The sequence below is a fragment of the Sphingomonas sp. genome, assembly GCF_024508665.1.
Taxonomy (GTDB): domain Bacteria; phylum Pseudomonadota; class Alphaproteobacteria; order Sphingomonadales; family Sphingomonadaceae; genus Sphingomonas.
The window spans coordinates 462377-488446 of sequence record NZ_JANINP010000006.1 but is presented as its reverse complement, the minus strand read 5'-3'; the positions used below and the strand labels follow the sequence as shown (position 1 = coordinate 488446).

The 26070-nt window shown below is 66.0% G+C and carries 17 protein-coding genes; 11 read left to right on the top strand and 6 right to left on the bottom strand.

Annotated features, from left to right (window positions below; genetic code table 11):
* Positions 1-1029, bottom strand: coding sequence for an acyltransferase (locus Q0L25_RS11220; RefSeq protein ID WP_296614254.1), 1029 nt, complete (start codon positions 1027-1029; stop codon positions 1-3).
* A gap of 157 nt (positions 1030-1186) precedes the next feature.
* On the opposite strand from Q0L25_RS11220, the gene Q0L25_RS11215 reads away from it, so the two are divergent.
* Genes Q0L25_RS11215 through Q0L25_RS11200 form a run of 4 tightly spaced genes read left to right on the top strand, consistent with a single transcriptional unit; the run spans position 1187 to position 9026 of the window.
* Positions 1187-3052 carry an amino acid adenylation domain-containing protein gene (locus Q0L25_RS11215; protein WP_296614252.1) on the top strand — a complete coding sequence of 622 codons (1866 nt, stop codon included), beginning with the start codon at positions 1187-1189 and terminating at the stop codon, positions 3050-3052.
* A gap of 25 nt (positions 3053-3077) precedes the next feature.
* Entirely contained in the window at positions 3078-4343 is a 1266-nt protein-coding gene (locus Q0L25_RS11210; protein WP_296614251.1) for a cytochrome P450, read from the top strand.
* 5 nt (positions 4344-4348) lie between these two features.
* Complete coding sequence (locus Q0L25_RS11205; RefSeq protein WP_296614249.1) at positions 4349-8341, top strand: amino acid adenylation domain-containing protein; 3993 nt, start codon at positions 4349-4351, stop codon at positions 8339-8341.
* Positions 8304-9026 carry a 4'-phosphopantetheinyl transferase superfamily protein gene (locus tag Q0L25_RS11200; RefSeq protein ID WP_296614247.1) on the top strand — a complete coding sequence of 241 codons (723 nt, stop codon included), beginning with the start codon at positions 8304-8306 and terminating at the stop codon, positions 9024-9026. Before Q0L25_RS11205 ends, Q0L25_RS11200 begins: the two co-directional genes overlap by 38 nt.
* Here Q0L25_RS11200 and Q0L25_RS11195 read toward each other — a convergent pair.
* The gene (locus Q0L25_RS11195) at positions 8981-10513 is read right to left on the bottom strand and encodes a lipopolysaccharide biosynthesis protein (RefSeq protein ID WP_296614245.1); all 1533 of its coding nucleotides are present in this window, start codon (positions 10511-10513) and stop codon (positions 8981-8983) included. The genes Q0L25_RS11200 and Q0L25_RS11195 overlap by 46 nt on opposite strands.
* A 109-nt stretch (positions 10514-10622) precedes the next feature.
* Here Q0L25_RS11195 and Q0L25_RS11190 point away from each other — a divergent pair, with 109 nt between their 5' ends.
* Positions 10623-11273, top strand: a complete 651-nt coding sequence (locus Q0L25_RS11190; protein WP_296614244.1) for a DsbA family oxidoreductase — start codon at positions 10623-10625, stop codon at positions 11271-11273.
* An 84-nt stretch (positions 11274-11357) separates the two neighbouring features.
* Positions 11358-13382 carry a M13 family metallopeptidase gene (locus Q0L25_RS11185; RefSeq protein WP_296614242.1) on the top strand — a complete coding sequence of 675 codons (2025 nt, stop codon included), beginning with the start codon at positions 11358-11360 and terminating at the stop codon, positions 13380-13382.
* A 42-nt stretch (positions 13383-13424) separates the two neighbouring features.
* Here the strand turns inward: Q0L25_RS11185 and Q0L25_RS11180 are convergent, their stop codons facing one another.
* Complete coding sequence (locus tag Q0L25_RS11180) at positions 13425-13844, bottom strand: DUF2147 domain-containing protein (RefSeq protein ID WP_296615682.1); 420 nt, start codon at positions 13842-13844, stop codon at positions 13425-13427.
* The gene (locus tag Q0L25_RS11175; protein WP_296614241.1) at positions 13844-14698 is read right to left on the bottom strand and encodes a metal-dependent hydrolase; all 855 of its coding nucleotides are present in this window, start codon (positions 14696-14698) and stop codon (positions 13844-13846) included. Before Q0L25_RS11175 ends, Q0L25_RS11180 begins: the two co-directional genes overlap by 1 nt.
* Before the next feature lie 184 nt (positions 14699-14882).
* On the opposite strand from Q0L25_RS11175, the gene Q0L25_RS11170 reads away from it, so the two are divergent.
* On the top strand, positions 14883-15506 hold the full coding sequence (locus Q0L25_RS11170; protein WP_296614238.1) for a TetR/AcrR family transcriptional regulator: 624 nt from the start codon (positions 14883-14885) through the stop codon (positions 15504-15506).
* Positions 15507-15630: 124 nt separating this feature from the next.
* Positions 15631-16587, top strand: coding sequence for an AraC family transcriptional regulator (locus Q0L25_RS11165; RefSeq protein ID WP_296614236.1), 957 nt, complete (start codon positions 15631-15633; stop codon positions 16585-16587).
* A gap of 603 nt (positions 16588-17190) precedes the next feature.
* Here the strand turns inward: Q0L25_RS11165 and Q0L25_RS11160 are convergent.
* Entirely contained in the window at positions 17191-18519 is a 1329-nt protein-coding gene (locus Q0L25_RS11160) for a sigma-54 dependent transcriptional regulator (protein WP_296614235.1), read from the bottom strand.
* A complete protein-coding gene (locus tag Q0L25_RS11155; RefSeq protein ID WP_296614233.1) occupies positions 18516-20300 on the bottom strand; it encodes an ATP-binding protein in 1785 nt (594 codons plus the stop codon). Before Q0L25_RS11155 ends, Q0L25_RS11160 begins: the two co-directional genes overlap by 4 nt.
* A 198-nt stretch (positions 20301-20498) precedes the next feature.
* Here Q0L25_RS11155 and Q0L25_RS11150 point away from each other — a divergent pair, with 198 nt between their 5' ends.
* Genes Q0L25_RS11150 through Q0L25_RS11140 form a run of 3 tightly spaced genes read left to right on the top strand, consistent with a single transcriptional unit; the run spans position 20499 to position 25961 of the window.
* A complete protein-coding gene (locus tag Q0L25_RS11150; protein ID WP_296614231.1) occupies positions 20499-21839 on the top strand; it encodes a dicarboxylate/amino acid:cation symporter in 1341 nt (446 codons plus the stop codon).
* 19 nt (positions 21840-21858) lie between these two features.
* Positions 21859-25029, top strand: coding sequence for a TonB-dependent receptor (locus Q0L25_RS11145; RefSeq protein ID WP_296614230.1), 3171 nt, complete (start codon positions 21859-21861; stop codon positions 25027-25029).
* Positions 25030-25031: 2 nt separating this feature from the next.
* Positions 25032-25961 (top strand): DUF4886 domain-containing protein, encoded by a 930-nt coding sequence (locus Q0L25_RS11140; protein ID WP_296614228.1) that lies wholly within the window; start codon positions 25032-25034, stop codon positions 25959-25961.
* Positions 25962-26070: the final 109 nt, after the last annotated feature.

The following is a 26070-nucleotide window of genomic DNA, read 5'->3' as shown; positions in this document are numbered from 1 at the left end:
TCATGCCGCACCTTCGGGCGATGCGGCGTCGGGCATTCTGGTCGCGGCGGCATCGGCCGGCGCGGCGACCGGCCGCACGCCCAGCACACCCGACAAATTGGGCAGGCGCGCGATCGCCGCCCACGCCGCTAACGTCGTACCGGCCGCCAATGCCAGCAGCGGCGCGCCTGAAAATCCCCAGGCGCACCACAAGGCGAACACCAGCGGATGCCAAAGATAGAAGAACAGGCTGTCCCGCCCGATCGCGCTGATCAGCGCAATGTCGAAGGTTATCCGCCTAAGCCAGGGAAATAACGCAATCAACGGGACGCACAGCAATAGTTCGGCGGCCGCCTCGGCCGCGGTCGAGGGATGGTCGTACAGACGCGACCACCATAACAGCCCGGCGAACGCGACCAGCAGCAGCAGATGTTCCTGCGTCGGTGGGGGGCGGCGCGCGATCCACATCCCCAGCGCGAAATAGATCGGATAGATGAAATAGCGCCGGTCGGGGCCCCATGCGCCGAATTGCCAGACATCGTGTCCGACGCCGAATACGTACATCGCACCAATGCTGCTCGGTATGGCGATCGCCAGCATCGTCGCCGGACCAAGACGACACAGCTTCGCCGCGAACATGAAGGCCAGGATCACCGGAACGAACCACAAATGATAAGGCGGGCGGATCACTGCAAAGAACGGCGAAAACCATGCGATCGATCCGGTGATCACCACCGCCACCGCGCAAGCGGCGAGCCAAGGGAGCACCATGCGATCGTAATATTTCCGCAGCAGCCCCGCCGACGACAGGCTGCGCGCCTGTTCGAGGTTGAACAGATATCCGCTCAGACCGATGAACAGCGGCATCCGAAAGCCGACCCCGAACCAGGTCAGGAAATGATGGCGCTGGGTCAATTCGGCGAAATGGCCGAGAATGACCAGAATGACCAGCGCGCCGCGAAACAGGTCGATTCCCGAAACCCGGGGCTTGTCGACGCGCGGCGGGGGTAATGCCCACGCGACATCGCGGTTGTGAAGGCCCTCCCCCATAAGGGGAATATTGTCCGTGACGCGTTTCGATCCGCTGAGCGACGGTGCTGAACGCGGCCTTTACCACTCGGCGTCGGTCGACCGTTGCTGGTCGGGCACGAGACGGTTTCCGCCGCTTTAAATGTTTCAAAACGACTGGTCGGTTAAGCGCGAGCCTATGGCTAGTCAGCACACCGCATCGCTCCATTCGTCGCAGGGCGGCGAATCTCCGGCAACTCGCGCCACCGCTTTCGTCGCGCCGCCATTCTCGACGCCTCATGTCGTCGCCGAGGTTGCCAAGCGCCATCCCAAGGCGACCGCGCTCGTCGCGCCCTGCGGCACGCTCAATTATGCCGAGCTCGATGCCCAGGCGAGCCGCGTCGCCGCCTGGCTGACCTCGCTAGGCGTCGGCCGCGAATCGCTCGTCGGCGTGTGCCTGGAGCGCTCGTTCGACCAATTGGCCGTCGTGCTCGGCGCGTGGAAAGCGGGTGCCGCCTATCTCCCGCTCGACCCCAGCTGGCCTGATGGCCGCCTGCAGACGATCGTCGCGGAAGCTGCCTGCGCCTTGGTCATCGGTCGCGAAGACACCGCAAAGCGCGTGCCCAACAGCCCGACCCCCATCGTCACGCTCGACTGGCAAGCCCCTGAACTGGCCAATGCCGAACCACTCGCGGCGACGCCCAACGATCCCGATGCCTTGGCCTATGTGATCTATACCTCCGGCACGACCGGCAAGCCCAAGGGCGTGGAAGTCACCCACGCCAATCTCTCCTGGCTGATCGCCTGGCACAACGAGGCGTTCGGCATCACCGCCGACGATCGCGGCAGCCATCTCGCCGGCCTCGGCTTCGACGCCTCGGTCTGGGAAGTCTGGCCGTATCTCTGCGCCGGCGCCTCGGTCGTGCTGGCGACCGACGACGTCCGCACCTCGGACGAGCGGCTGCGCGCCTGGCTGATCGTTCAGGGCGTCACCGTCGCCTTCGTCCCTACAGCGCTGGCCCAGGATCTGGTCCGCGACGATTGGGCGACTGGCACGCGGCTGCGCTACATCCTGACCGGCGCCGACCGCCTGCTCGGCCGTCCGCGTCCCGGCCTGCCGTTCGCTCTGGTCAACAATTACGGCCCGACCGAATGCACCGTCGTCGCTACCTCAGCGATCGTGCCGCCGGGTAACGAGGAGACCGGACTTCCCGCGATCGGCTATCCGATCAAGGGCACGACGATCCGCATTCTCGATGCCGACCTAAATCCTGTTACCGGCGATGCGCAGGGCGAGATCTTCATCGGCGGTCCGCAAGTCGCCCGAGGCTATCGCCATCAACCCGATCTCACCGCCGCAGCTTTCGTCACGATCGACGGCGAACGCTTCTACCGCACCGGCGACCGCGCCGCGTGGCGTCCCGACGGCCAGATCACGTTCCATGGCCGCGTCGACGACCAGGCCAAGGTGCGCGGCCATCGCGTCGAGCCCGAGGAAACCGCCAGCGTCCTGCGTACCCATCCGGGGGTCCGCTCGGGCGCGGTGATCGCGGCGCCGTCGCCGGACGGCGGCGACATGCTGGTCGCCTATGTCGTCGAAAAGGATGCATTGTCGGCCGAAGAGCTGCGCGAATTCCTCGGCAAGACGCTGCCCGAATATATGATCCCCAGCGCGTTCGTCCGCATCGACGCACTGCCGCTGACGCCGAACGGCAAGCTCGACAAGCGCGCGCTTCCCGAACCGAGCGACGCCAACGCGCTCGCCACGGCAGGCTTCGCGGCGCCCGAGACGCCGGCGGAGGAGAGGCTCGCGGAGATTCTCACCGAGGTGCTCGGGCGCGGCAATGTCGGCGTCGACGACAATTTCTTCCTGCTCGGCGGCCACTCGCTGCTCGGCACCCAGGTGGTGCTGCGCGCGGGTGAGGCGTTCGGCATCGACCTGACGCTGCGCGACCTGTTCCAGGCGCCGACCATTCGCCAGCTCGCCGCGCGGATCGAGGAGATCGTCTTCGCGATGATCGCGGCGATGGACGACGACGAGGCCGCTCACCGCGCCCAGCAATAACCGGCCCGAACGGAGAGCCGAAGACATGACCGAGCATTCGCCCATCGCCGCAGCGGCCCAGCCGTTCGACCCGAGCCTCAGCTTGTTCCAGCTGCTCGACCCGAAGGTCCACGCCGATCCTTTCCCCTTCTACCGCCGTCTCCGCGAGGAAGCGCCGGTGACGTGGGATCCGTTCATGCACACGTGGGTCGTGACGCGGTACGAGGACGTGCATTTCGTGCTGAAGGAATTCAGCGCCGACCGCACGCCCGATCCGAAGAAGATGGAAGCGCTCGGCCTGCCCTCGCTCGGCCCGGTCGCCGATCTGATGGCGCGCCAGATGCTGTTCCTCGACGCGCCCGACCATACCCGCCTGCGCAAGCTCTGCATGAGCGCCTTCACGCCGCGCCGGGTCGAGGCGATGGAGGACAAGGTCCGCGAGATCGCGCATGGCCTGATCGACGACGCGGTGCAGGGCGGCGAGTGCGAATTGATCGCCGATTTCGCCGAACCCTTCCCGGCGATCGTCACCGCCGGCCTGCTCGGCGTGCCGCTGGAGGATCATCGCCAGCTCAAATCCTGGTCGGCGACCTTCGCCGAGATGCTCGGCAACTTCCAGCACAACCCCGACCGCATCCGCGACGTGCTCAAGTGCGTCGCCGACATGACCGGCTATTTCCGCGACGCGGTGCGCGAACAGGAACGCAACCCGCATGACGGGCTGATCCGATCGCTGATGGACGCCGAGGTCGACGGCCAGCGTCTGTCCGAGGATGAGGTCATCGCCAACACCATCGTGACGATGGTCGGCGGGCAGGAGACCACCACCAATTTGATCGGCAACGGAATCCTGACGCTCACCCGCCAGCCCGACAAGATGGCGCAATTGCGCGCGCATCCCGAGATCATCGAAAGCGCGGTCGAGGAATTGCTCCGCTACGAGACGCCGAGCCAGCACACCGCGCGCATCGTCAAGCAGGACACGGAGATCGGCGGCAAGCTGATGAAGAAGGGCGAAGCGGTGATGGCGGTAATGGCTGCCGGCAATCGCGACCCCGAGCGCTTCCCCAATCCTGACGAGCTCGACCTCACCCGCACCGATAACCGCCATCTCGCCTTTGGCTGGGCGGCGCATTTCTGTTTCGGCGCGGCGTTGGCGCGCATGGAAGCGCGGATATCTTATCTCGCGTTGCTCGCTCGCATGCAGGACATTCGCGTCGCGGTGCCCGAGAGCACACTTGAATGGCGGACCAATTCGGGGCTGCGTGGCCTGTCCGCCCTCCCGCTCGCTTTCCGTCCTGTCGAGGCCTGATCCCGGTGAACGCGCATGTCGACCTGTCCGCCTCGAAGCGGGCGCTGCTCGAAAAGATGATGCGCGGCGGCGGGGTTGCCGCCGCCAAGCCACAAGCGATCGAGAAGCGCCCGCCCGGTGCCGAAATCCCGCTCTCGGCCGACCAGCGCCAGGTGTGGCTCCACGCCATCATGGCGCCGGACATGCCGCTCTATAACGAATCGATCACGATCCATCGTTTCGGCAGCTTCGACCGCAGCGCGATGGAGCGCAGCGTCAACGAAATCCTGCGCCGCCACGAGGCCTGGCGCACTGCGTTCGTCGAAGAGAATGGCGTCCTTGTCCAGCGTGTCCGCGAGCACCAGGACATCCTGCTGCCCTATGACGACGTCAGCCATCTGCCCGAAGCCGAGCGCGACGCCGCCGCCTTGGCAATCGGTCAGGAGGACGCCCGCCGCGCGATCGACCTCTCCGACGCGCCTTTGTTCCGCGCGCGGATCGTCAAGCTCGCTGAAGACAATCACCGGCTCTATTTCACGCTCCACCATATCATCTTCGATGGGGTCGCGATCTATCGCGTCATCGTGCCCGAACTGGCCAAGCTGTACGATGCCTTTGCGCGCGGCGCGCCCTCGCCGCTGCCGATGCCCGCGCTGCAGTACGGCGATTACGCCATCTGGCAGCAAGAACACCTCAAGAGCGCGCCGATCCAGAAGCAGATTGACTATTGGCGCAAGACGCTGGCCGACGCGCCACCCAAGCTCGAACTGGTCGGCGACCGTACCAAGCCGGCGCGCCCGACCCATGCCGGGTCGATGGAAGTGTTCGAGATTCCCAACGACCTGATCGAGAATCTGAAGCAGGTCGGGCGGCGCCATGGCGTCACGCTCTACATGACTCTGCTGGCTGCCTATCACGCGCAGCTCCACCTCTATTCGGGCGAGGAGGATATCATCGTCGGCGGCGTCACCGACTTGCGCCGCCGCCCCGAGCTCGAGAATGTCGTCGGCTATTTCCTCAACACGATCTCGTTGCGCGCCAAGCCCAGGGGCGAGACGCGGTTCAGCGATTTCCTGATCGAGGTCCGCGATTCGGTGCTCGGCGCGCTCGCCTCCAGCGAAGCGCCGTTCGACGAGGTCGTCCGCGCGCTCGACGTCAAGCGCCAGCCGGGCACCCATCCCTTGTTCAACTGTCTGTTCTCGATCGAGCCGCCGGTCGATCCTTTTCCGGACGGTTGGGACCTGACCCAGATGGACGTCGTGGTCGGCGGCGCCAAGTTCGACCTCTATCTCGAACTCGACGAACGGCAGAACGAGGGGATGCACGGCCGCTTCCTCTATTCGACCGAATTGTTCGATCCGTCGACGGTGCGGCGGATGATCGGGCATTACATGACGATCCTGGAGGGCGTGGTCGCCGATGCGACGCTACCACTCAAGGATCTGCCGCTGCTCGGCGCGGACGAACGCCACAAGCTGCTGGCCGACTGGAACGCGACCGAGGTCGCCCCCGCGCCGGCCTTGCTGCCTGACGCGATCCGCGCGCAAGTCGCGGCGCGGGCCGCCGCCACCGCGATCCGTTTCGGCGATCACACCGTCAGCTACACCACGCTCGATGCCCGCGCCGACGCGATCGCCGCGGCGCTTCACGCGGCCGGGATCGCGCAGGGCGACCTGGTCGGCATCTGCCTCGACCGCTCGCCCGACATGGTCGCGGCGTTGCTGGCGGTACACCGGCTCGGCGCCGCCTATCTGCCGCTCGACCCGGATTTCCCCGCCGCACGGCTCGAGTACATCGCGAAGGATGCCGGCGCGAAGGCCTTGCTCAGCGAGCGGTCGCTCGACCATATCCTCGCCGATTGCGGACTGCCGCGCATCCTGATCGACGACGTCCGTGACGGCGCTCCAGCTCCGGCTTCCGTCGCCGTCCAACCGGGCGATCTCGCTTACGTGCTCTACACCTCGGGCTCGACCGGCAATCCCAAGGGAGTCGAGATCGGCCATGGCGCGCTGATCAACCTGCTCAATTCGTTCCGTAACAACCCCGGCTTCACCGCCGAGGATTCGCTGCTCGCAGTCACCACACTCTCGTTCGACATCGCCGGGCTCGAACTGTTCCTGCCGCTGATCAGCGGCGGCGAGCTGATCCTCGCGCCGAAGAGCGTCACCGCCGATCCGCGCCAGCTCAACGAGTTGTTCGTCGCCGCGAAGCCCAGCGTCATGCAGGCGACCCCGGCGACCTGGCGCGCACTGATCGAGGCCGGCTGGCAAGGCTCGCCGAGCCTGCGTATCCTGTGCGGCGGCGAAGTGCTGCCGCGCGACCTCGCCGAGAGCCTGATCCAGCGCTCGGGCGAAATATGGAACGTCTACGGCCCGACCGAGACCACAATCTGGTCGACGCTCGCGCGCGTCACGCCGGGGGATGGCCCGGTGCCGATCGGCCGCCCGCTCGACAACACCACGATTCACATCCTCGACCAATATCGCAACACCGCGCCGATCGGCGCGGTCGGCGAATTGTTCATCGGCGGCGCGGGGCTTGCCTGCGGCTATCGCGGTCGTCCCGACCTCACTGCTGAGCGCTTCGTCACCATCCGCGGCGAACGGCTGTACCGCACCGGCGATCTGGCCAAATACCAGGCCGATGGCACGATCCTGTGCCTAGGCCGCGTCGACAATGACGAGAAGATCCGCGGCTATCGCGTCGCGGTCGAGGAGATCGAAGGCGCGCTCGCCGAGCATCCCGACGTGGTTGCAGCCGCCGTACGCAGCTGGCCCGACGCCTCGGGCGAACGCGCGCTCGCGGCCTATGTCGTCACGCGCGGCGACGACATGCCGAGCCGCGCCGAACTGCGCGAGCATCTCGGCAAGACGTTGCCCGAGTATATGATCCCCTCGCATTTCGAGCATCTTCCGGCGCTGCCGATGACGCCCAATGCGAAGGTCGACCGCAAGGCACTGCCGCAGCCTGGCGGGGCCGGCACCCGGCAGATCGAGCCACCGCAGGGCGAGACCGAGGAAAAGCTCGCCGCGATCTGGTGCGACCTGCTGCGCATCGGCCAGGTCAGCCGCGACGACAGCTTCTTCGAGCTTGGCGGCCATTCCTTGCTCGTCGCGCGCCTGCTCGTCCGCATCGAGCAGCAATGGGGCCGCCGCATCGGCATGGCCGAATTCTTCCAGGCGGCGACGCTCGACAAGCTCGCCGAGCGGATCGAGGGCGATGCCAGCGCCGACCTTGGCGAATGGGTGCCGCTCCAGCCCAAGGGCAGCGAGTTGCCGCTGTTGTGGCTCGACGGCGGCCCCACCTTCATGGCGCTGGCGGAGGCGATGGGCGCCGATCGTCCGTTCCTCGGCCTGCCGCTCGGGCCCATTCTCGAACGCACGCTGAAGCCCTGTATGACCTTCGAGCAGATGGCGTCGGAGATCGTCGCGGTGATCCGCGCAACGCGCCCTAAGGGGCCGTATCTGATCGGCGGCTGGTGCACCAACGGCATCATGGCGTTCGAGGTCGCGCGGCAATTGCGCGCTTCGGGCGAGGATGTGCCGCTACTCGCGCTGGGTCATTCGATGAACCCGGTCGCCTTCCAGCGGATCACCGCGACCCAGATGCGAATGAGCAAGGCGCGCTATCACCTTGGCGTGTGGAACAACCTGCCGATCGGCAAGCGCCTCGATTACGCCTTCGACCGCGCGCGCGGCCTGATGGAGGATGTCGGCGTCGCCGAGATCGCCGAGCGCGAGGGCCGCTACCGCGTGTTCGCCGCGCAGATGGAACAGGCCGCCTATGGCTATTTCCCCGGCACCTATGACGGCGCGGTCGCCTTGTTCCAGCCGGCGGAGCGGCTGAAGGTGCTCGATAGCCGGCCGGGCTGGGCCGAAGTCGTGGTCGGCCCGCTTGAGTCGTACGACATCCCCGGCACCCATGGCACGATGGCCGAGCCACCTAACGTCGCGACCTTCGCGGCACGGCTGAACGAGGCGCTTGACCGCGCGAGCCGGACCGATCGGGCCGCCGCCTGAGGCCGGCGTGGAACTGCTCTCGATCGACCGGAAGCCCGGCGCGGCGACGATCGCTTTGGTCGATCTCGACGTCGATGCCGAGGCGCTGAAGCGGTACGCGTCCTGGCTCGACATCGCCGAACGCGAGCGTGCCACGCGGTTCCGCAACGATCGCGACCGCAACCGCTTCATCGCACGGCGCGGCCAGTTGCGCGAATTGCTCGGCCGCGACCTCGGCATCGCGCCGGGAGCGCTCAGGCTGGCCGAGGATGGGTACGGCAAGCCGATGTTGCTCGACGCCCCCGAGCTCAGCTTCAATCTCTCGCATTCCAACGGCCGCGCGCTGATCGCGACCGCGCGCGGCATGGCGATCGGCTGCGACATAGAGTGGCGCAACCCCGAGCTCGCTTGTCCCAAGGTTGCTAAACGCCTGTTCGCGCCCGCGGAGTACGAAGAGCTAATCGCGCTTCCAGCCGAGCAATGGACCGCCGGCTTCTACAATTGCTGGACGCGCAAGGAAGCGTACGTGAAGGCACTCGGCCTCGGCCTATCCTATCCGCTCGACGCTTTCACCGTGTCGATCGTACCGGGCAAGCCAGCGCGCTTCACCAGCGACGAAAAGGGGTGGGCGATGACGTCGTTCGAACCGGCGCCCGGCTTTCAGGCGGCGCTGGTGACCCGGGCGGGACCTTCGCCGGCGCGATAATAGGGCTTGCCCCGCGCCATCGAGATCGCCTCGAGCAGCGTGTCCTTCGAGAGAAGCCACAGCCAGCCGGCATAAACCGCCGCACCAACGATCACCAAGATCGCGAGGCGGGCCTGGACCACCATTGCCGGCAGGACGTGGTCGACCGCCAGCACGACCGCGCCCATCGCCAGCGAGGCGGTGAAGGTCGGTGCGATCGCCTTGGCCAGCTGCCCTGCCGACACGCCGAGCACCGGCATCACCCGCCAGCCGGTGATCGCGAGATAGATCAGATAGGCGAAGAACCACGACGCCGCGAGCCCGGTCACGCCCCAATGCAGCCCGACGAGGAACGCTATCGGCAGCAGCACCGCTCCGATTGCGCCGGTATGGACGTTGATGCCGGGGCGCCCCATCGCGCTGCACGCCGGGCTGAACAGCACCTGGAGCGTCATCGCCGGCATGGCTAGCGCGAGCAACTGGACCAAGGGCGCCGCCGCGACCCATTTGGGCCCGAGCACCGTCGCCACCAATGGCTCGGCGGTGACCGCGAGCCCGACATAAAAGGGCATCGCCACCAGCATCACCATCCGCGACGAGCGCGCGAAGCCGTCGGCGACCGCGGCGCGATCGTCCTGCATCCGCGCATAGATCGAGAAAGCGACGTCGTTGATCGCTGGCACGAACTTGGACACCAGGATCTGGGTCAGGAACAGGCCCGTGGTGTAGAGGCCGAGCGTCGCCGGATTGAGCACGCGGCCGGCGATGAACACGTCGGCCTGGCTCTGCAGCACCCAGAAGAATTGCCCCGCCGCCATCAGCCCGCCGAACTTGGCGAGATCGCCCGCGCCGCGGAAATCGAACAGCGGCCGATATTTGTGCCCCGCCGCCCGCGTCATGCCGATCGCGCGCGTGCTGAACAGCACCGCTGGCGCCAGGATCAAAGTCCACACGCCCAGCCCGGCATAGGCCCCGGCGAGCGCCGCCAGCGCCCCCGTCACCGACGAGGCCAGATAGACCTTGGCCTGCACCCGGAAATCGATCGCCCGGGCGAGCAGCGCATAGGGAAAGGCGACGAACGGCGTCGTGACGTAGAGGAAGGACTGCACGCGGAGCAGATCGGCGACGATCGGCTGGTGGAAATAGGCCGCGACCAGCGGCGCGATCGCGAACTGCACCGCACCCAGTCCGAAATTGAGCACGATCAGCATGCCGTAAAGCTGACGGATCGAGCGCTCGTCGGCGTCCGGCTTCTGGATCAAGCCACTGGCGAGCCCGGCACCGTTGAGCATGTTGAGCACTGCGAGCACGACCTGGGTCATCGCGAACAGGCCATAATCGTGCGGATTGAGGATACGGATGACCAGGAAGGTCGCCGCCCAGGTGATCATCTGGCCGACGATCTGCGCACCCGACCGCCAGATCACCGCCGATCGCGCTTGCGCGAAAAGAGACGGCGCGGGCGCCTCCTTTTCAGGCTCCGGCTTGGCGACGGGGGCATGCAGCATCGGCCTCGCTATGCGCCCGTTACGATTAAGCGCGCGTAAACCGCCAGTGCGAACGATGACATTGCAGGGTGTCCTCCCCATCTGTGTCGCAACCGATGGAGGACCAGCCATGCCCCGCCCAATGAAGATCGATTTCGTTTCGGACGTCGCTTGCCCGTGGTGCGCGGTGGGGCTGAATGGTCTGGAGGAAGCGCTGGCGCGCACCGGCGACCTGATCGACGCGACCATCACGTTCCAACCGTTCGAGCTCAATCCCGATATGCCGCGCGAAGGCGAGGACGGGGCCGAGCACATCACTCGCAAATATGGGATCAGCGCGGAGCAGGCAGCGGCCAACCGCAATGTGATCCGCGATCGCGCCGCCGCGGTCGGCTTCGACATGGGCGGAATCGACGGCAGGCGGGTTTATAATACGTTCGACGCGCATCGGCTGCTCCATTGGGCGGAAGGCAGCGGACACCAAGCCGCGCTCAAGCACGCCTTGCTGGAGGCGAACTTCACCCAAGGGCTGGACGTCTCCGATCCGGAGGTGCTGGTCGCAGCGGCGGAGCGCGCTGGACTAGACGGCGACGCGGCGCGCGAGGTGTTGGCGTCGGGCCGCTATACGGCCGAAGTTCGCGACGCCGAACGGCTGTGGCAATCGCGCGGCATCAACTCGGTACCGGCGATCGTCATCGACGACCGCTATCTGATTTCGGGCGGCCAGCCGCCCGAGGCATTCGAACAGGCACTGCGCCGGATCGCAGCCGAAGCGGCCTGACCCCTCAAGATTCTGCTTTTGCCGGCCGCCATAGTCTGACAACACACTCGCCGACCAAAGGTTTGAGTGGGGGAGTCGGGAGCGATGGCGATCAAGCGGGTTGCGGGCCTGTTGCTGCTGGGGATGTCGGGGCTGGCGTTGGCGCAGACCGGCACGCCCAAGCCCAAATACGGGCCCTGGGGCGTCGATTACGCCACGATGGACAAGGGGGTGAAGCCGGGCGACGATTTTTTCCGCTACGCCGAGGGGACCTGGCTCAAGACTGCGCCGATCGCGCCCGACAAGGCACGCGCCGGCTATAATTACGATATGCCCGACGAGGCCGAGGCCGAAGTCCGCAAATTGGTCGAGGATGCCGGCCCGCATCCGGCCGATCCCAAGATGCGCCGCATCGCCGATTTCTACGGCGCCTATATGAACGCCGCCGCGATCGAGGCGCGCGGCGCCGCACCGCTCAAACCCTTTCTAGGACGGATCGCCGCGGTCGGGGACACCCACCAGCTGGTCGCGCTGATGGCCGAGCCGGGCTATGCCATGCCGATCAATATCGGCGTCAGCCCCGACGCCAAGGATCCGACCCGATATGCCGTCGACACCGGCCAGGCGCGGCTCGGGCTCGGGTCGCGCGATTATTATCTGCTGCCGGACGCCAAGTATGTCGCGTTCCGCAAGGCGTATCGCGACTATATCGTCCAGATGTTCGATCTCGCCGGCATCGCCGGCGGCGCGACGAAAGCCGATGCGATCATCGCACTGGAGACCAGGCTGGCGCAGGACCAATGGACGCCCGAGGCGCGGCGTGACCCGGTCAAGACGTACAATCCGATGGATCGCGCGGGCCTCGACACGCTCGCCCCGCAATTCGACTGGACGCCGGTCCTGACCAAGCTGGGCCTCGCCAAGATGCCGACCGTGATCGTTGCCGAGCCGAGCGCGGTCGCCGCGGCCGGGAAGGCGATCACCGCCGCGCCGCTCTCAACATGGAAGGACTGGATGACCTTCCGCTTCATCAGCGATCATGCCCAATATCTCCCCAGGGCGTTCGACGACGCGCATTTCGAATTTTATGGCCACAAATTGCAGGACGTGCAGGCGCAGCCGGAGCGATGGAAACGCGGCGTGCGACTGCTCAACGACTATCTCGGCGAGGCGGTCGGCGAGATGTACGCGCAGCGTCACTGGACCGCGGAGACCGATCGCCAGATGACCGAGCTGATCGGCGACCTGCGCGCCGCTTATCGGGAGAAGATCGAGAACGCGGCATGGATGGACGAGCCGACCCGCAAGGAGGCGCTGGTCAAACTGGCGTCGTTCGACCCGCGGATCGGCCATCCGGTCAAATATATCGATTATTCGGCGATGGCGGTGTCGCCCACGGATCCGCTCGCCAATGCGATCCAGGCCGACGACTTCCAGTGGAAGCTACAGCTTTCGCGGCTCGGCAAGCCGGTCGACCGCGCGCTGTGGGACATGAACGTCCAGGAAGTGAACGCTTATTACAATCCGCTGACCAACCAGGTCACCTTCCCGGCCGCGATCCTGCAGCCGCCCTTCTTCGACCCCGCCGCCGACCCCGCCGTCAATTACGGCGAGACCGGCGCCACGATCGGCCACGAAATGGGTCATGGCTTCGACGACGAGGGACGGCAGTTCGACGCTACCGGCAAGCTCCGCGACTGGTGGACCAAGGAATCGGCCGACCGCTACACCGCGCATGCCAAAAAGCTGGTCGATCAGTTTGATGCGTACGAACCGATCCCCGGCGTCCATATCAAGGGCGAGCTGACGCTGGGTGAGAATCTCGGCGATCTCGGTGGCCTGGAAGCCGCTTATGCCGCCTACCGTCGCTATGTCGCACGCCACGGCGAGCCGCCGGTGATCGACGGCTATACCGGCGACCAGCGCTTCTTCATCGCCTATGCCCAGAGCTGGCAAGGCAAGGCGCGCGAAGGCGCGTTGCGTGCGCAGCTCTTGTCCAACCCGCACAGTCCGGAGGAGTATCGCGTCAACGGCATCGTCCGGAACATGGACGCCTGGTACGCCGCGTTCGGGGTCAAGCCAGGCGACAAATTGTATCTGGCGCCGGAGGACCGCGTCCACGTCTGGTAAGTATTTGCCCTCTCCCGCCTGCGGGAGAGGGAACGTTTGCTCCTATCGCACCCGGGTCCAGACCTTGGTGCGGCAGAAGATCGCGACGCACCCCTTGAGCTCGAGCTTGCCATCGGCGCGCAGCTTCAAATAGCCGGTCGCGGCGCCGTCACCCGATTCCGGATCGTAAACCGGGCCGCCTTTCCATTCGGTCGGCCCGCCGGTGAATTCGGCGATCACGACCAGCCCTTTGAGCCGGCGCGTCCGCAGCCTGGCGTCGGCGTTGTGCACGTCGCGCTGATCGGGATTGGCGCGGATCGGCGCGGCATCGACGATGCGGCCGCAATAGGCGGCGCCGCAGCGATAGATCTGGACGCGGCCGTCCTGGCTACCCGTCGACCATAAGCCGGTGATGTCGGCCGCTTGGGCCGGCACCGTGAGCCCGCCAAGCACCAAGCCCAATCCCCGCAGAGCCATGCGCATCACGCCGCCACCGCCTCGCCTGGCGGCGCCAGCGTGGCGAGCGCACTCGCCACGAGTGCCCGATCGTCGAGTTTCCAGGGATGGAAGCCGGGACGGAAATAGCCGATCATGCTGACCAGCACGACGCGCATCATTCCGGGGCGTCGGTAGAGATAGCCGAGCAACCTAAGCCAGGTCCGCCAGTCGTTACTGCAGTCCTGCGCTAATAGGCCCGCGGTGTTGCGGAACAGCACATAATGCAGCCGTGCACTCGCCGTCGCCATCACGACCGAGCGCAACAGCCAGCGCCGGAGACGCGGCATGTCGCGCGTCGCATGGTTCCACGTGTCATAGGCTACCGCCTTGTGCTCGATCTCTTCGATGGCATGCCAACGCCACATGTTGCGCGCCTGCGGGTCGGCGGGCCCGAGATGCTCCGGATCCGCCAGCGCAGCATGCGCCATCGCGGCCGTGAAATGTTCGAGCGCGCATGTCGCGGCAAGCTGGACGATCGGCGGTCGGCGGCGCGCCCAGGCGATCGTGCGGGCGGCACGGTCCTCCGCCGGCTGGATATCGTATCCAGCCTCGCGCGCCTGGCGGTTGAAGAATAGGTGTTCGCGCGAATGCGTCGATTCCTGGTACATGAAATCGTCGATCTGGCTGCGCAGCGGCTCCGCCGTATCATCGCGATAGGGGCGGATCGCGGTCATGAAGAACTTCTCGCCGACCGGAAAGGTCGAGGACAGCGCATTGTAGAAAGCGGTGCGGCCAGGGTCTCCGCCATGCCACCAGCGCCGCGTGCTTTCGCCCCGGCCGAATTTCCAGTCCCTCTTGTTGATCGCCAGTTCGGACGGTGTGTGGGTACGCCCGGCCATATTGGTCTCCCATCGCGAATCAAATTTACATCAATGTAAATATCATGAGACTTCGGAGCACGCAAATGTGCGTCTGCCTGACGCAAATTCGAGAGTTTTGTGCCGCGGGGGATGACGGGACCGCGAATATATCTACAAGCATGTCGATAAGAGCTGGATCGACCGGCAGCGGAGCGATGAAGAGATGGCCAAGAGCGAACCGGCCGGAGGCACGCCGGTGCGAATGCGCCGCCGCAAGCGGCTAGGCGGCGAGGCGCGTGAAGAGGGACTGGCAGCAGCGCGCAAGCTGCTACTCGACGGCGGGCCGGCCGCGGTGACGCTTGCCAATGTCGGTCGCGAGATCGGCATGTCGCATGCCAATGTGTTGCATCATTTCGGCTCCGCCGCCGGACTCCAATCGGCGCTGATGGGATCGATGATCCGCGACCTGACCGCCGCGATCGACGACGCGGTCGCGGCGCTGAGCAGCGACAGCGCGGCGCCACGCGCGCTGGTCAATCGGGTGTTCGACGCCTTCGACCAAGGGGGCGCCGGACAACTCGCCGCATGGATCGCGATGTCGCGCGATTTCGGCCATCTCGAGCCGATCCGCGAAGCAGTGCACTCGCTGGTCGTCGCCTTCCGTGACAAGTTCGTGGACGAAGGCGCCGACGCGCGCGTTCGCGCGGCTGTATTGATGATGGCGGTCTGCGCGTTCGGCGACGCGGTGATCGGCCCGCATTTGCGGGACATGCTGGGCCAGGACGATGACGCGATGCGCAATATCACGGCCAAGCTGATGCCGATGTTCCTGATTGCGCCGTTCTGACCGGCAAAAGTCGCGTCAGGGTTGAGTCGGTGTGGATGCCAACGACCCGTCGAAGCGGCCTCGACCGGCCGTTTGGCGCCCCCCTCCACTACACCATACGCGATAGTGCTGATAAGGAGCATCGATGCGATCGAGCCAGCGTCTCAGGCTCCGGCACTTTACGGCGGATCCGGGCGCCACCAGCCATAGCGCCTGGGTCGAACGGCCGTGGCCGAGCATCGGCACGCTCTATCGCACCACCCCGCATGAGCCGTTTGCGGCGAGCGCAGTATCGCTCTTGCTCGGCGATCTCATCGTGCATCGCGCCGATTTCACTGCGCAACGCTGGGTGCGCGATCCCGATCTGATCGCGGCGAATGATCCCGGCGGGATGACGGTGGCGATGACTCTCGCCGGCAGCGCCGCCGGGGTGATGGGCGACCGCCCGTTCAGGACGGGCCCGGGCAGTGTGCACTTCGTCGATCTGTCGCAACCGTCTCAGCACGACTCAAGCGCCAGCCGCACCATCCTGCTTTCGGTGACGCGCCCAGCGGCGACCGAGTGCGGGATCGATGTGGCCGCGCTTCACGGCGTGGTCGTGCGATCCGCCGCCGGCGCGGCATTGATCGCTTATCTGGAGCGGTTGTTGGATACGGCGCACGCTTATTGCGAGGAGGATATTCCGCTGCTCGCGCGTGCGATCCTCGACCTGCTGGTCCTGACGGTGCGCACCGCGGAACCCGAAAGCGCACCGGCGGTGCGGCGCGCAGCCGCGTCCCACGCCGCACGCGCGCTGATCGACGCGCATCTCGGATCGGCCAATTTGACGATCAAGCGCTTGTGTCGCGATCTCGACCTTTCGCGAACCAGCCTTCATCGCCTGTTCGAGGACGAAGGCGGGGTGCAGGCCTATATTCGCAACCGCCGGCTGGAAGCAGTGCATCAAGCGCTGACCCGGCAGGACAGCGACGACGCGATCCAGGACCTTGCCGATCACTACGGGTTCAGCGACGCGTCGCACCTGTCGCGTATGTTTCGCGCCCGCTATGGGGTTTCGCCCAGCACCTATCGACGGCAGCTGACTGGTCTGGCGGCAATTTAGCCGTTCGAAACGCCCGTTCAATTGATCGGGCGATGGAAGCCGCGGATCCGCGGATCGAATCACCCAAGCTCGCTCAAAGGTCAAGGGATCGTAACGATATGCCGCCCATCGCTGGAATATTAGCATGCGGAAGATCGTTAACGGCAGCATCTGGGACGCTGGTTCCAGTCGATGGTTTTCGCGTTCAACCGCGGCAACGTGATTCTGCGCTAAGGGCTTCCTCGGTGGCGCTGCAACAGGAAGCTGCTGGCCGATCCGCGAGGATAGGGCCGCGCTCCGGGCATTCCGGGGGGGATGTGTCGGCGCCACCGCACTTCGACAGGTGAGTTTTAGAGCGCGATGACGTGGGTTTGACCCGCCGTGATTGCCCGGGCGTGTTCGCTGGCAAGGAGCGGTGTGCAGCGCGTAGCGGCGCTACGCGCAAGGGCCGCGACGCAGACCAGCGGACGCGCCCGGGCAACCGCAAAGCGGCGGGCGCCTTTTGGCGCATGGCAGTGTCTCTCGTCGGTCACGATGCATTATACATCGCTCCCTCCTCGTTCCTCGCCCTGCGCCAAAATCCGCTCCGTCACGGTGGGTCAAACCCACGTCATCGCGCTCTAGTCAATCGCGACGGCGATAGTCGCCCGGCACGATCCCGTACTTCGTCATCTTGTCGTACAACGTCTTGCGCGGAAGCCCGAGCGCGTTGAGCGCCGGTGGAATGCGTCCCCGGCTGGCTTCCAGCGCGGCACGGATTTCGCCCGCTTCGTAATCGGCGACGCGTTCCGGCAGCGATCGAACCGCAACTCGACCGGCCGGAGCGTCACCGGCGACTCCCATGACCGCTTCGATCGCGAAATTGCGCAACTCGCGCACATTGCCCGGCCAGTCGTGATGGCGCAGCCGTCCGCGCGTCGCAGCGTCCATCCGCCATTCGGGCCGGCCGAATTGCTCGGCGGCATCCTTGGCGAACACCGCGAACAGCACAAGCATGTCATCGCCGCGTTCGCGCAATGGAGGCACGCGAAGGCGCGCGGTGCTCAGCCGATAGAGCAGGTCGGCACGGAATTGCCCCGCCTTGACCGCTGCGGACAGATCGATCTTGCTCGTCGCCACGACGCGCAGATCGACAGGTTCGGGCCGCTCGGCACCGATCGGGTGCACCTCGCGCTCCTCGAGCACACGCAACAGCCGGGCCTGCATCGCCATCGGCATGCTGTCGATCTCGTCGAGCAGCAAGGTGCCGCCGCTCGATGCGGCGATCTGGCCGACGCGCGACAGCCGTGTGTGGGGAACACTGTCGGACGCGTGGCCGAACAGCTCGATCTCGGCGAGCCCCTCGGACAGCGCGCCGCAATTGACCGCCATCAGCGGCCGCGCGCGGCGCCGGCCCCAGCGATGCAGCAAGGTCGCGACCAATTCCTTGCCGGTCCCGGTCTCGCCTTCGACCAGCACGTCGATATCGGCCTCGGCGAGTTGGCGGACGACCTGACGTAGCCGCTGCATCGCGGGACTGTCGCCGATCAGCGGATCGCCGGCGGGTTGCTCGGCGAGCAAGCGCAGGCGGCGATTGTCCATTACCAGCGCGCGATGGTCGAGGGAGCGCCGGACTGCGGCGACCAGATGATCGGTCGCGAACGGCTTGGTGAGGAAATCGGCCGCGCCATCCCGCATCGCCCCCACCGCCATCGCGATGTCGCCATGGCCGGTGATCAAGACGACAGGGATTTCCGCATCGATCGCTCGAACGGCCGCCAGCAACTCGAGCCCGTCCATGTGCGGCATGCGGATATCGCTGACGATCGCGCCCGCGAAATCCCGCGTGATCGCCGCCATGGCCTGATCGGCGCGCGCGAACGGCAGCACTTCGAGACCGGCGAGTTCCAGCGCTTGCGCCGTCGCCAGCCGCAATGCGTCGTCATCCTCGACGAAGATCACCGGCCCAGTCATGCGGTCTTCAATCGCGCGACGAAAATGGCACCTGCGGGCGCGGGGCGGTAGGTGATGTCGCCGCCGAATTCGCGCGCGATATCGCGCGCGATCGCCAGCCCCAGCCCCAGCCCCTCCGGCTTGGCCGAGGCAAACGGCGTGAACAGGCTCGCCGCGACCGCGGGATCGAGACCCGCGCCGTTGTCGGCGACGGTCAGCTCGACCGCCCCGACAACCGGCGCAGCGGTCATCGTTATGCGGCCGTCGGAACGCCCCTCGACTGCTTCGATCGCATTTTGAACCAGGTTGATGACGACCTGTTCGAGCCGCGTGCGGTCGCCGATTAACGGCGTGACGAGCAGCTTCGGATCGATCTCGACCCGCACAACGCCCCGCGCGCGTTCGCCGAGCAGGAGCAACATGCCGTCCAGCACCGATCCCAGCGGGGCGGTTCCGCCCGCACTCGCGCGGCGCCGCGCAAAGGCGCGCAGCTCGCCGGTGATCGTGCCGATCCGCGCGGTCAGATCGACGATCCGCGCCAGGTTCTCGCGCGCTTTTTCAGGCGCATCGCGATCGATCAACGTCGTCCCGTTTTCGGCAAAGGTGCGGATTGCCGCGACCGGCTGGTTGATTTCATGGGCAACGCCGGCGGTGATCTGACCCAGCGAAGCGAGTCGGTTGGCCTGCGCCAATTCCTCGCGCGATTCGCGATAGCGGCGGTCGGCTTCGATCCGCTCCTCGGATTCGATCACCAGCCGCGCATTGGCATCGCTCAATTCGGCAGTGCGGCGCTTCACTTCTTCTTCCAAGGCTGTGCGCGCCCGCGCCTGTATCCGCCGTGTCTCCGCCGATCGGATCAAGATACCTGCGGCGATGGCAAGGACCAGCAACAATCCCAGCCCGAGCAACAGCGCCTGACTGCGCGCTGCCGCCAGCGGCGGATCGAGCGGCGACAAATGGAACAGCCGCCCGCTGCCAAGCGGAGCCGGCTCGACCGCGACACGGTAGCGCGTCTTGCCGCCGATCAGCGCGCCGGCGCCGTCGAACGCGATCGGCGCAGGCGCGGGCGGGGCGTTGCCGAATTGCAGCGTGCGCCTGAGGTCGGCGATCGTCGCCGCGTCGATCGGCCGAATCGCGTGGAAGCGCCAGTCTGGCACGCCCGTCACCAGGATGACGCCATGCGCGTCGACCACGAACGTCATGCCGGTATTGCGCGTCCAGGCCGCCTCGACGCCGTCGAATTCGACCTTGACGACCACCACGCCGAGCGCGCGGCCGACGCGATCGACCCGCCGGGCAAGGTACAGGCCCGGCCGGCCGCTGACCGTACCCAGCGCGAAGAATTCCGACGCGCCCCTCGCCATGGCGTCTCGGAAATAGGGGCGGAATCCGTAATTCTGGCCAACAAAGCTGGCCGGACTGTTCCAATTGCTCGCCGCGCGGGTCGTGCCGCTCGCATCGACGACATAGATGGCGGCAGCGTCGGTGCGCTGGGCAAGTTGCTCCAGCGTGCGGTCCAGCCGCGACTGCGCCGGGCCACTTCCGTTCGCCAAGGTCGCCGCGACATCCGGATATTCGACCAGCACCACCGGCAGCAGACGGAATTTCTGGAGTTCGCTCGACAGCAAGGCGACGTGCGTGCGTGCGGTCTGGCGCGCAGTCGCATCGGCCGCTGCCTCGGCCTGGGCCAGCGACCAGCGCGCACCCGCCCAGACCAGCAGGACGACGACCCCCAGCAGGACAAGGCCGACCAGCCAAATCCTGCGCCAAAACGCGCGGAGCGAAAGGGCGAAATCCCGCACTATTGCTCCATGGATGTGCGGAAATCCGCACATGCCGCCACCGCACTTGTCTCAGAGGATTCCACAGATAGTATATTTTTCAATATCTTATCCTATGCAACCAAGCTGCTGGCCTGCCGCATTCGCTGCTGCAAGAATGCATGATCAAGGCCCGGTGACAAGGGCCACGGGGCCCGCCGCCCCACACAGAGAGGAACAATGATCGCTCACCCCGTCGAGGCGCCGGCGCCCCAAGCGCGCAAGCCTTTCTACCGCCACCTCTATGCGCAGGTGCTCGCCGCGATCGTGCTCGGCGCAATGCTCGGCCATTTCTGGCCGGCCGGCGGCGAAGCGCTCAAGCCACTCGGCGACGGGTTCATCAAATTGGTCAAGATGATCATTGCACCGGTCATCTTCCTGACCGTGGTTGGCGGTATCGCCGGGATGCGCGAGCTCGGCTCGGTCGGTCGTGTCGCCCTGAAAGCCTTCGGCTATTTCCTGGTCTTCTCGACGCTCGCGCTGATCGTCGGCCTGATCGTCGCCAATGTCGTTCAGCCCGGCGCGGGGATGAACGTCGACCCGGCCACGCTCGATGCCAAAGCGGTCTCCGGTTATGCGCACGACGCGCACGAAACCAGCGTCACCGGCTTCCTGATGGCGATCATTCCGACGACGATGGTTTCCGCGCTGACCGATGGGTCCATCCTGCAGACGTTGTTCGTCGCGATCCTGTTCGGCATTTCGCTGTCGCTCGTAGGGCGCCCCGCCGAACCTGTCCTCGAGCTGGTCGAGCGGCTCGGCCTGGTCGTGTTCAAGCTCACCGGCATCCTGATGAAGGCGGCACCGATCGGCGCGTTCGGCGCGATCGCCTTCACTATCGGCAAATATGGCGTCGGCAGCCTGATCAATCTCGGCGCGCTGGTCGCGACCTTTTATCTGACGTCATTGCTGTTCGTCCTGATCGTGCTGGGCGCGGTCGCCCGCGCGCATGGTTTCTCGATCCTCAAGCTGCTCGGCTATCTCAAGGCCGAATTGCTGCTCGTGCTCGGCACCTCGTCGTCCGAGGCGGCGCTGCCCAACCTTATCGCCAAGCTGGAGGCGGCAGGCTGCGACCGCGGCGTGGTCGGGCTGGTCGTGCCGACCGGCTATTCGTTCAACCTCGACGGCACCAACATCTACATGACGCTCGCCGCCCTGTTCATCGCGCAGGCGACCGGAGTGCACCTGTCGCTGGGCGATCAATTGCTGCTGATGGCGGTCGCGATGCTGAGTTCGAAGGGCGCCGCGGGGGTCACCGGTGCCGGCTTCGTCACGCTCGCCGCGACCTTGTCGATCGTGCCGTCGGTGCCGGTCGCCGGCATGGCGCTGATCCTGGGCGTCGACCGCTTCATGAGCGAATGCCGCAGCCTCACCAATTTCATCGGCAACGCGGTCGCCGCGATCGTCGTGGCGCGCTGGGAAGGCAAGCTGGACCGCGCCGCGCTCGACAGCGCGCTCAGCTGGCGGCCGCTGGTCGAAGAGAATCTCGAAGCGGCCGTTGAGCCACAGATCATCGCATAACGAAAACGGGGAGAGTGACATGAATCGATCGATCAGGCTGAGCGCTTTGGCTGCCGGCACCGCATTGGCGGCGCTGACCGCGGCGCGCCCGGCAGCCGCACAGGATGTGCCCGCCGCGCCACCCCAAGACCAATCCCAAACCCAGGCCGCGCCGCAGGACAATGTCCCCGGCCTCACCGACTCGCAAAGCAATGACAGCCAGGCGAGCGGCCAGTCCGGATCCGAGAAGGACATCGTCGTCGTCGGCACGCAGATTCGGGGCGCGAAGACCACCGCCGCCTTGCCGGTCACGGTGATCGGCAGCGACCAGATCGACGCGATGGGCGCGGCGTCGGGTGACGATCTGTTCCGCTCGATTCCGCAGGCCGGCGACGTCACGTTCAACGAAGGCAACAACCCGCAGACCAGCAACGCGGCGCGCGGCGACGTCAATTCGATCAACCTGCGCAACCTGGGCATCGGCTATACGCTCGTCCTGCTCAACGGCCGCCGTCTCGTCTCGCATCCGACCAGCCAGGCGGGCGAAGGCAACGTGCCGGTGCTCGGCTACAACGCCAATTCGCTGCCCGTAGCGGGGTTGGAACGCGTCGAGATCCTGCGCGACGGTGCCGCCGCCATCTATGGCTCGGATGCGGTCGCCGGCGTGGTCAACACGGTGACCAAGACCGATCTCAACGGCGGCAGCTTCGACTTCCGCTATGGCGGGCCCGAGGGCACCAGCCGCCGCGACTATGAAGTGACCGGCACCTACGGCAAGAATTTCGGCGGCGGCCGCGGCAACGTGTCGCTCTATCTCGACTACACCCGCCACACGGCACAGCTCGCGTCGGACGAGCCCTATACCGCGACCGACAATCTGCTGTCCTTGTTCGCGGATAATCCCGCCTTTGCCGGCAACCTGACCGCGGACGGCCGCGCCACCCAGTCGCCCTGGGCCAATCTCGCGGTCGTCGGCGGGCCGGGCACGATCCGCATGAGCCCGGGCAACAAGGCGCTGACCTCGTCTGCCGGCGCGTTCCACACCCAGTCGGTGCTCAATCCGGGCTGTGTGTTCGTGCTCAGCGCCGACACCTGCCTCGGCACGGGCTCGCGCGCGACCGCGACGACCTTGCGCTCGGAGCGGTTCGATACGCGCCCGGGCACGACGGTCACGCCGTCGCTCAATCGCTACAACAGCTTCCTGACCGCACATTACGACGTGTCGGACCGCGTCACGCTCTATACCGAGCTCGGCTATTACCGCGCGGATACGCAGCGCATCCAGCCGCCGACGATCAACCTGAACGCCATCACCATCCCGGCGTCCAATTACTGGAATCCGTTTGGCCCGGTGACATTCGCCAACGGCCAGACCAACCCCAACCGCATCCCGGGCCTGACCAACGTCCCTGCCGCCGGCCTGCCCGTAACGCTCAGCACATATCGTTTCCTCGACGCCGGATATCAGGTGGTGAACACCGTCAACTGGCAGGACCGTTTCCTGGTCGGCGCCAAGGGCAAGATCGGCAGCTTCGATTTCGACACCGGCCTGCTCTATTCGGAAGCCCAGGCGACCGACAATTCGAATGCGATCGACATGACCAAGCTGCAGAAGAATCTGAGCCTGTCGACGCCCGACGCCTATAATCCGTTCAGCGGCGGCTGCGCGGCGAGCCCAAGCCTCGGCGACTGCTCACCCGCCAGCCAGTCGACGATCGATCAGTTCAAAGTCAATCTGCGCCGCCAATCCAAGACGACTCTCGGCCTCGCCGACTTCAAATTGTCCAAGCCGGACCTGATCGCCCTGCCGGCGGGCGGGCTGGGCATCGCGCTTGGCATCGAAGGCCGGCGCGAGACGCAGCGCGACGATCGCGACCCCAACCTCAACGGCACCGTGACCTTTACCGATTCGGTGACCGGCGCGACCAATCTGTCGAACATCGCCGCGGTCAGTCCGACGTTCAGCACCCATGGCGAGCGCACCGTCTTCTCGGCGTTCGGAGAGCTCGCCGTGCCCGTCATCTCGCCGGATATGAAAGTGCCGCTGATCCGCCGCTTGGATGTCCAGCTCGCCGGGCGTTACGAGCATTACAGCGACTTCGGCTCGGTGGCGAAGCCGAAGATCGCCGCGGCCTGGGACCTGATCGACGGCATCCGCCTGCGCGGCTCCTATTCGAAGGGATTCCGCGCGCCGAATCTGGAGCAGACCAATGCGGTCGCCTTTTCGCGGCTCAACACCAATGGCGCCGCCTCGACCGATTATTATCGTTGCGAGGCAGACGTCCGCGCTGGCCGCCTTGCCGCCAACAACTTCCCCGGCTGCACGCGGACGATCGGCTATTCGATCTCTGTCAGCGGCAATCCCGACCTCAAGCCCGAGAACAGCACCAACTGGACGGCGGGTGTCGTGCTCGAACCCAAGTTCATCCCGAGCGAATACGGCAAGCTGACCTTCACCGCCGATTACTGGTCGATCAAGCAGACCGGGATCGTCGGCCAGTTTGGAGCACAGAACGCCTTGGTGCTCGATTACCTGTTGCGCTTGCAGGGATCGAGCAACCCCAACGTGATCCGCGCCGCGCCGACCAGCGACGACACGCCGGTCTTCGCCGGCACCGGCCTGGCCCCCGCCGGCGCCGTCACCTTGATCAAGGACCAGTTCGTCAACCTGTTGCCCCAGACGGTACGCGGATACGATCTGACCATGCTCTACACGGTCAGGACCGGGTTCGGGCGGTTCAACCTCAACGTCAACGTCGCGCGGCTGACGAAGTACAGCCGCCAGACGCCGCCCGCGGTGCAGGCGTTGTTCGACGCGCGCGCCGCCGGCACCATCAACCCGGCGACGCCGCTGACCGACGCGAGGAGCCTGCTTCAGGTCAACGGCAAACCGAAATGGCGCTGGTCGGGATCGCTGACCTGGACGTTGGGCGGGTTCCAGCTGGGCGGCTACGCCAATTATATCGGCACGGTCTACGACACCAATTTCCTGGATGGCGCGGGCAATCCGTTCGTCGTGGATGGTCAGACCCAGTTCAACCTCTACGCACAATATCGCCTCCGCAAAGGCCCTATGGACGGCACCAGTTTCCGCATCGGAGCGCGTAATATCTTCGACAAGCAGCCTCCGGTCACGGAGTCGGGCTATCTCGGCTCGCTCTACGTGCCTTATGGACGCTATTGGTACATGCAGATTGGGAAGAAGTTCTGACAATGAAGCGACTTACCCTGTTCACCCTCGCGCTCGGCATCGCGTTTGGCGCCGTTGCCGCGACCCCGGTGGTGGCGCAGGTGGTCCCGCCGCCACCGGCCGCTACCGCCGCGCCGCGGGCTGCGACAGTCACCCGGCCGCGCTCGATCCTGTTCATCGGCAACAGCTTCACGCAAGGGGCGCATTCCGCGGTCAAGCGCTATCGCAACAACACCGTCATCGACCTGAACGGCGACGGCTATGGCGGCGTGCCGGCGCTATTCAAATTGTTCGCCGCCGAGTCCGGTCTCAATTACACGGTGGCGCTGGAGACCGATGGCGGCAAGACGCTCGGCTTCCACTGGAATCAGCGCCGCCAGCTGATCGACCGCCAATGGGATGTCGTCGTCCTCCAGGAACTGAGCACGCTCGACCGCGAGCATCCCGGTGACCCAACCGATTACCGCACCTACGCGCCGCAACTTGCCGCGATGTTCGCGCGCAACAACCCGAGGGTCGACATCTATCTGATGGCGACCTGGAGCCGGGCCGACCTGGTCTATCAGCCGGGCAGCCCCTGGTCGGGCAAGCCGATTACGGCGATGGCGCAGGACCTGCGCCGCGCGACCGACGGCGTGCGCGCGCTATCGCCAGCGTTCCGCGGCGTCCTGCCGGTCGGCGAAGCATGGAACCGCGCGATCGCGAGCGGAATCGCCGACCCCGACCCCTATAACGGCGTCGCATTCGGGCAGGTCGATCTGTGGACCTACGACCATTATCACGCGAGCATCTTCGGCTATTATCTCGAGGCACTGGTCGTGTTCGGCCGCGTCACCGGACTCGATCCGACGCGGTTGGGCGCCAATGAGCGCGCCGCCGACGATCTCGGCATCGATCCCAAGGTCGCGGTCCAATTGCAACAGGTCGCCAAGGCGCAACTCGCGCTGCCGTGAGGGGCTCGCCTCTCTTACCGTCATCCCCGCGACAGCGGGGACCCATCTCCGGCGCCGCCCACAAAATCAGCCGGCGCACTTTGCTGCCCGTTCAGGAGATGGGTCCCAG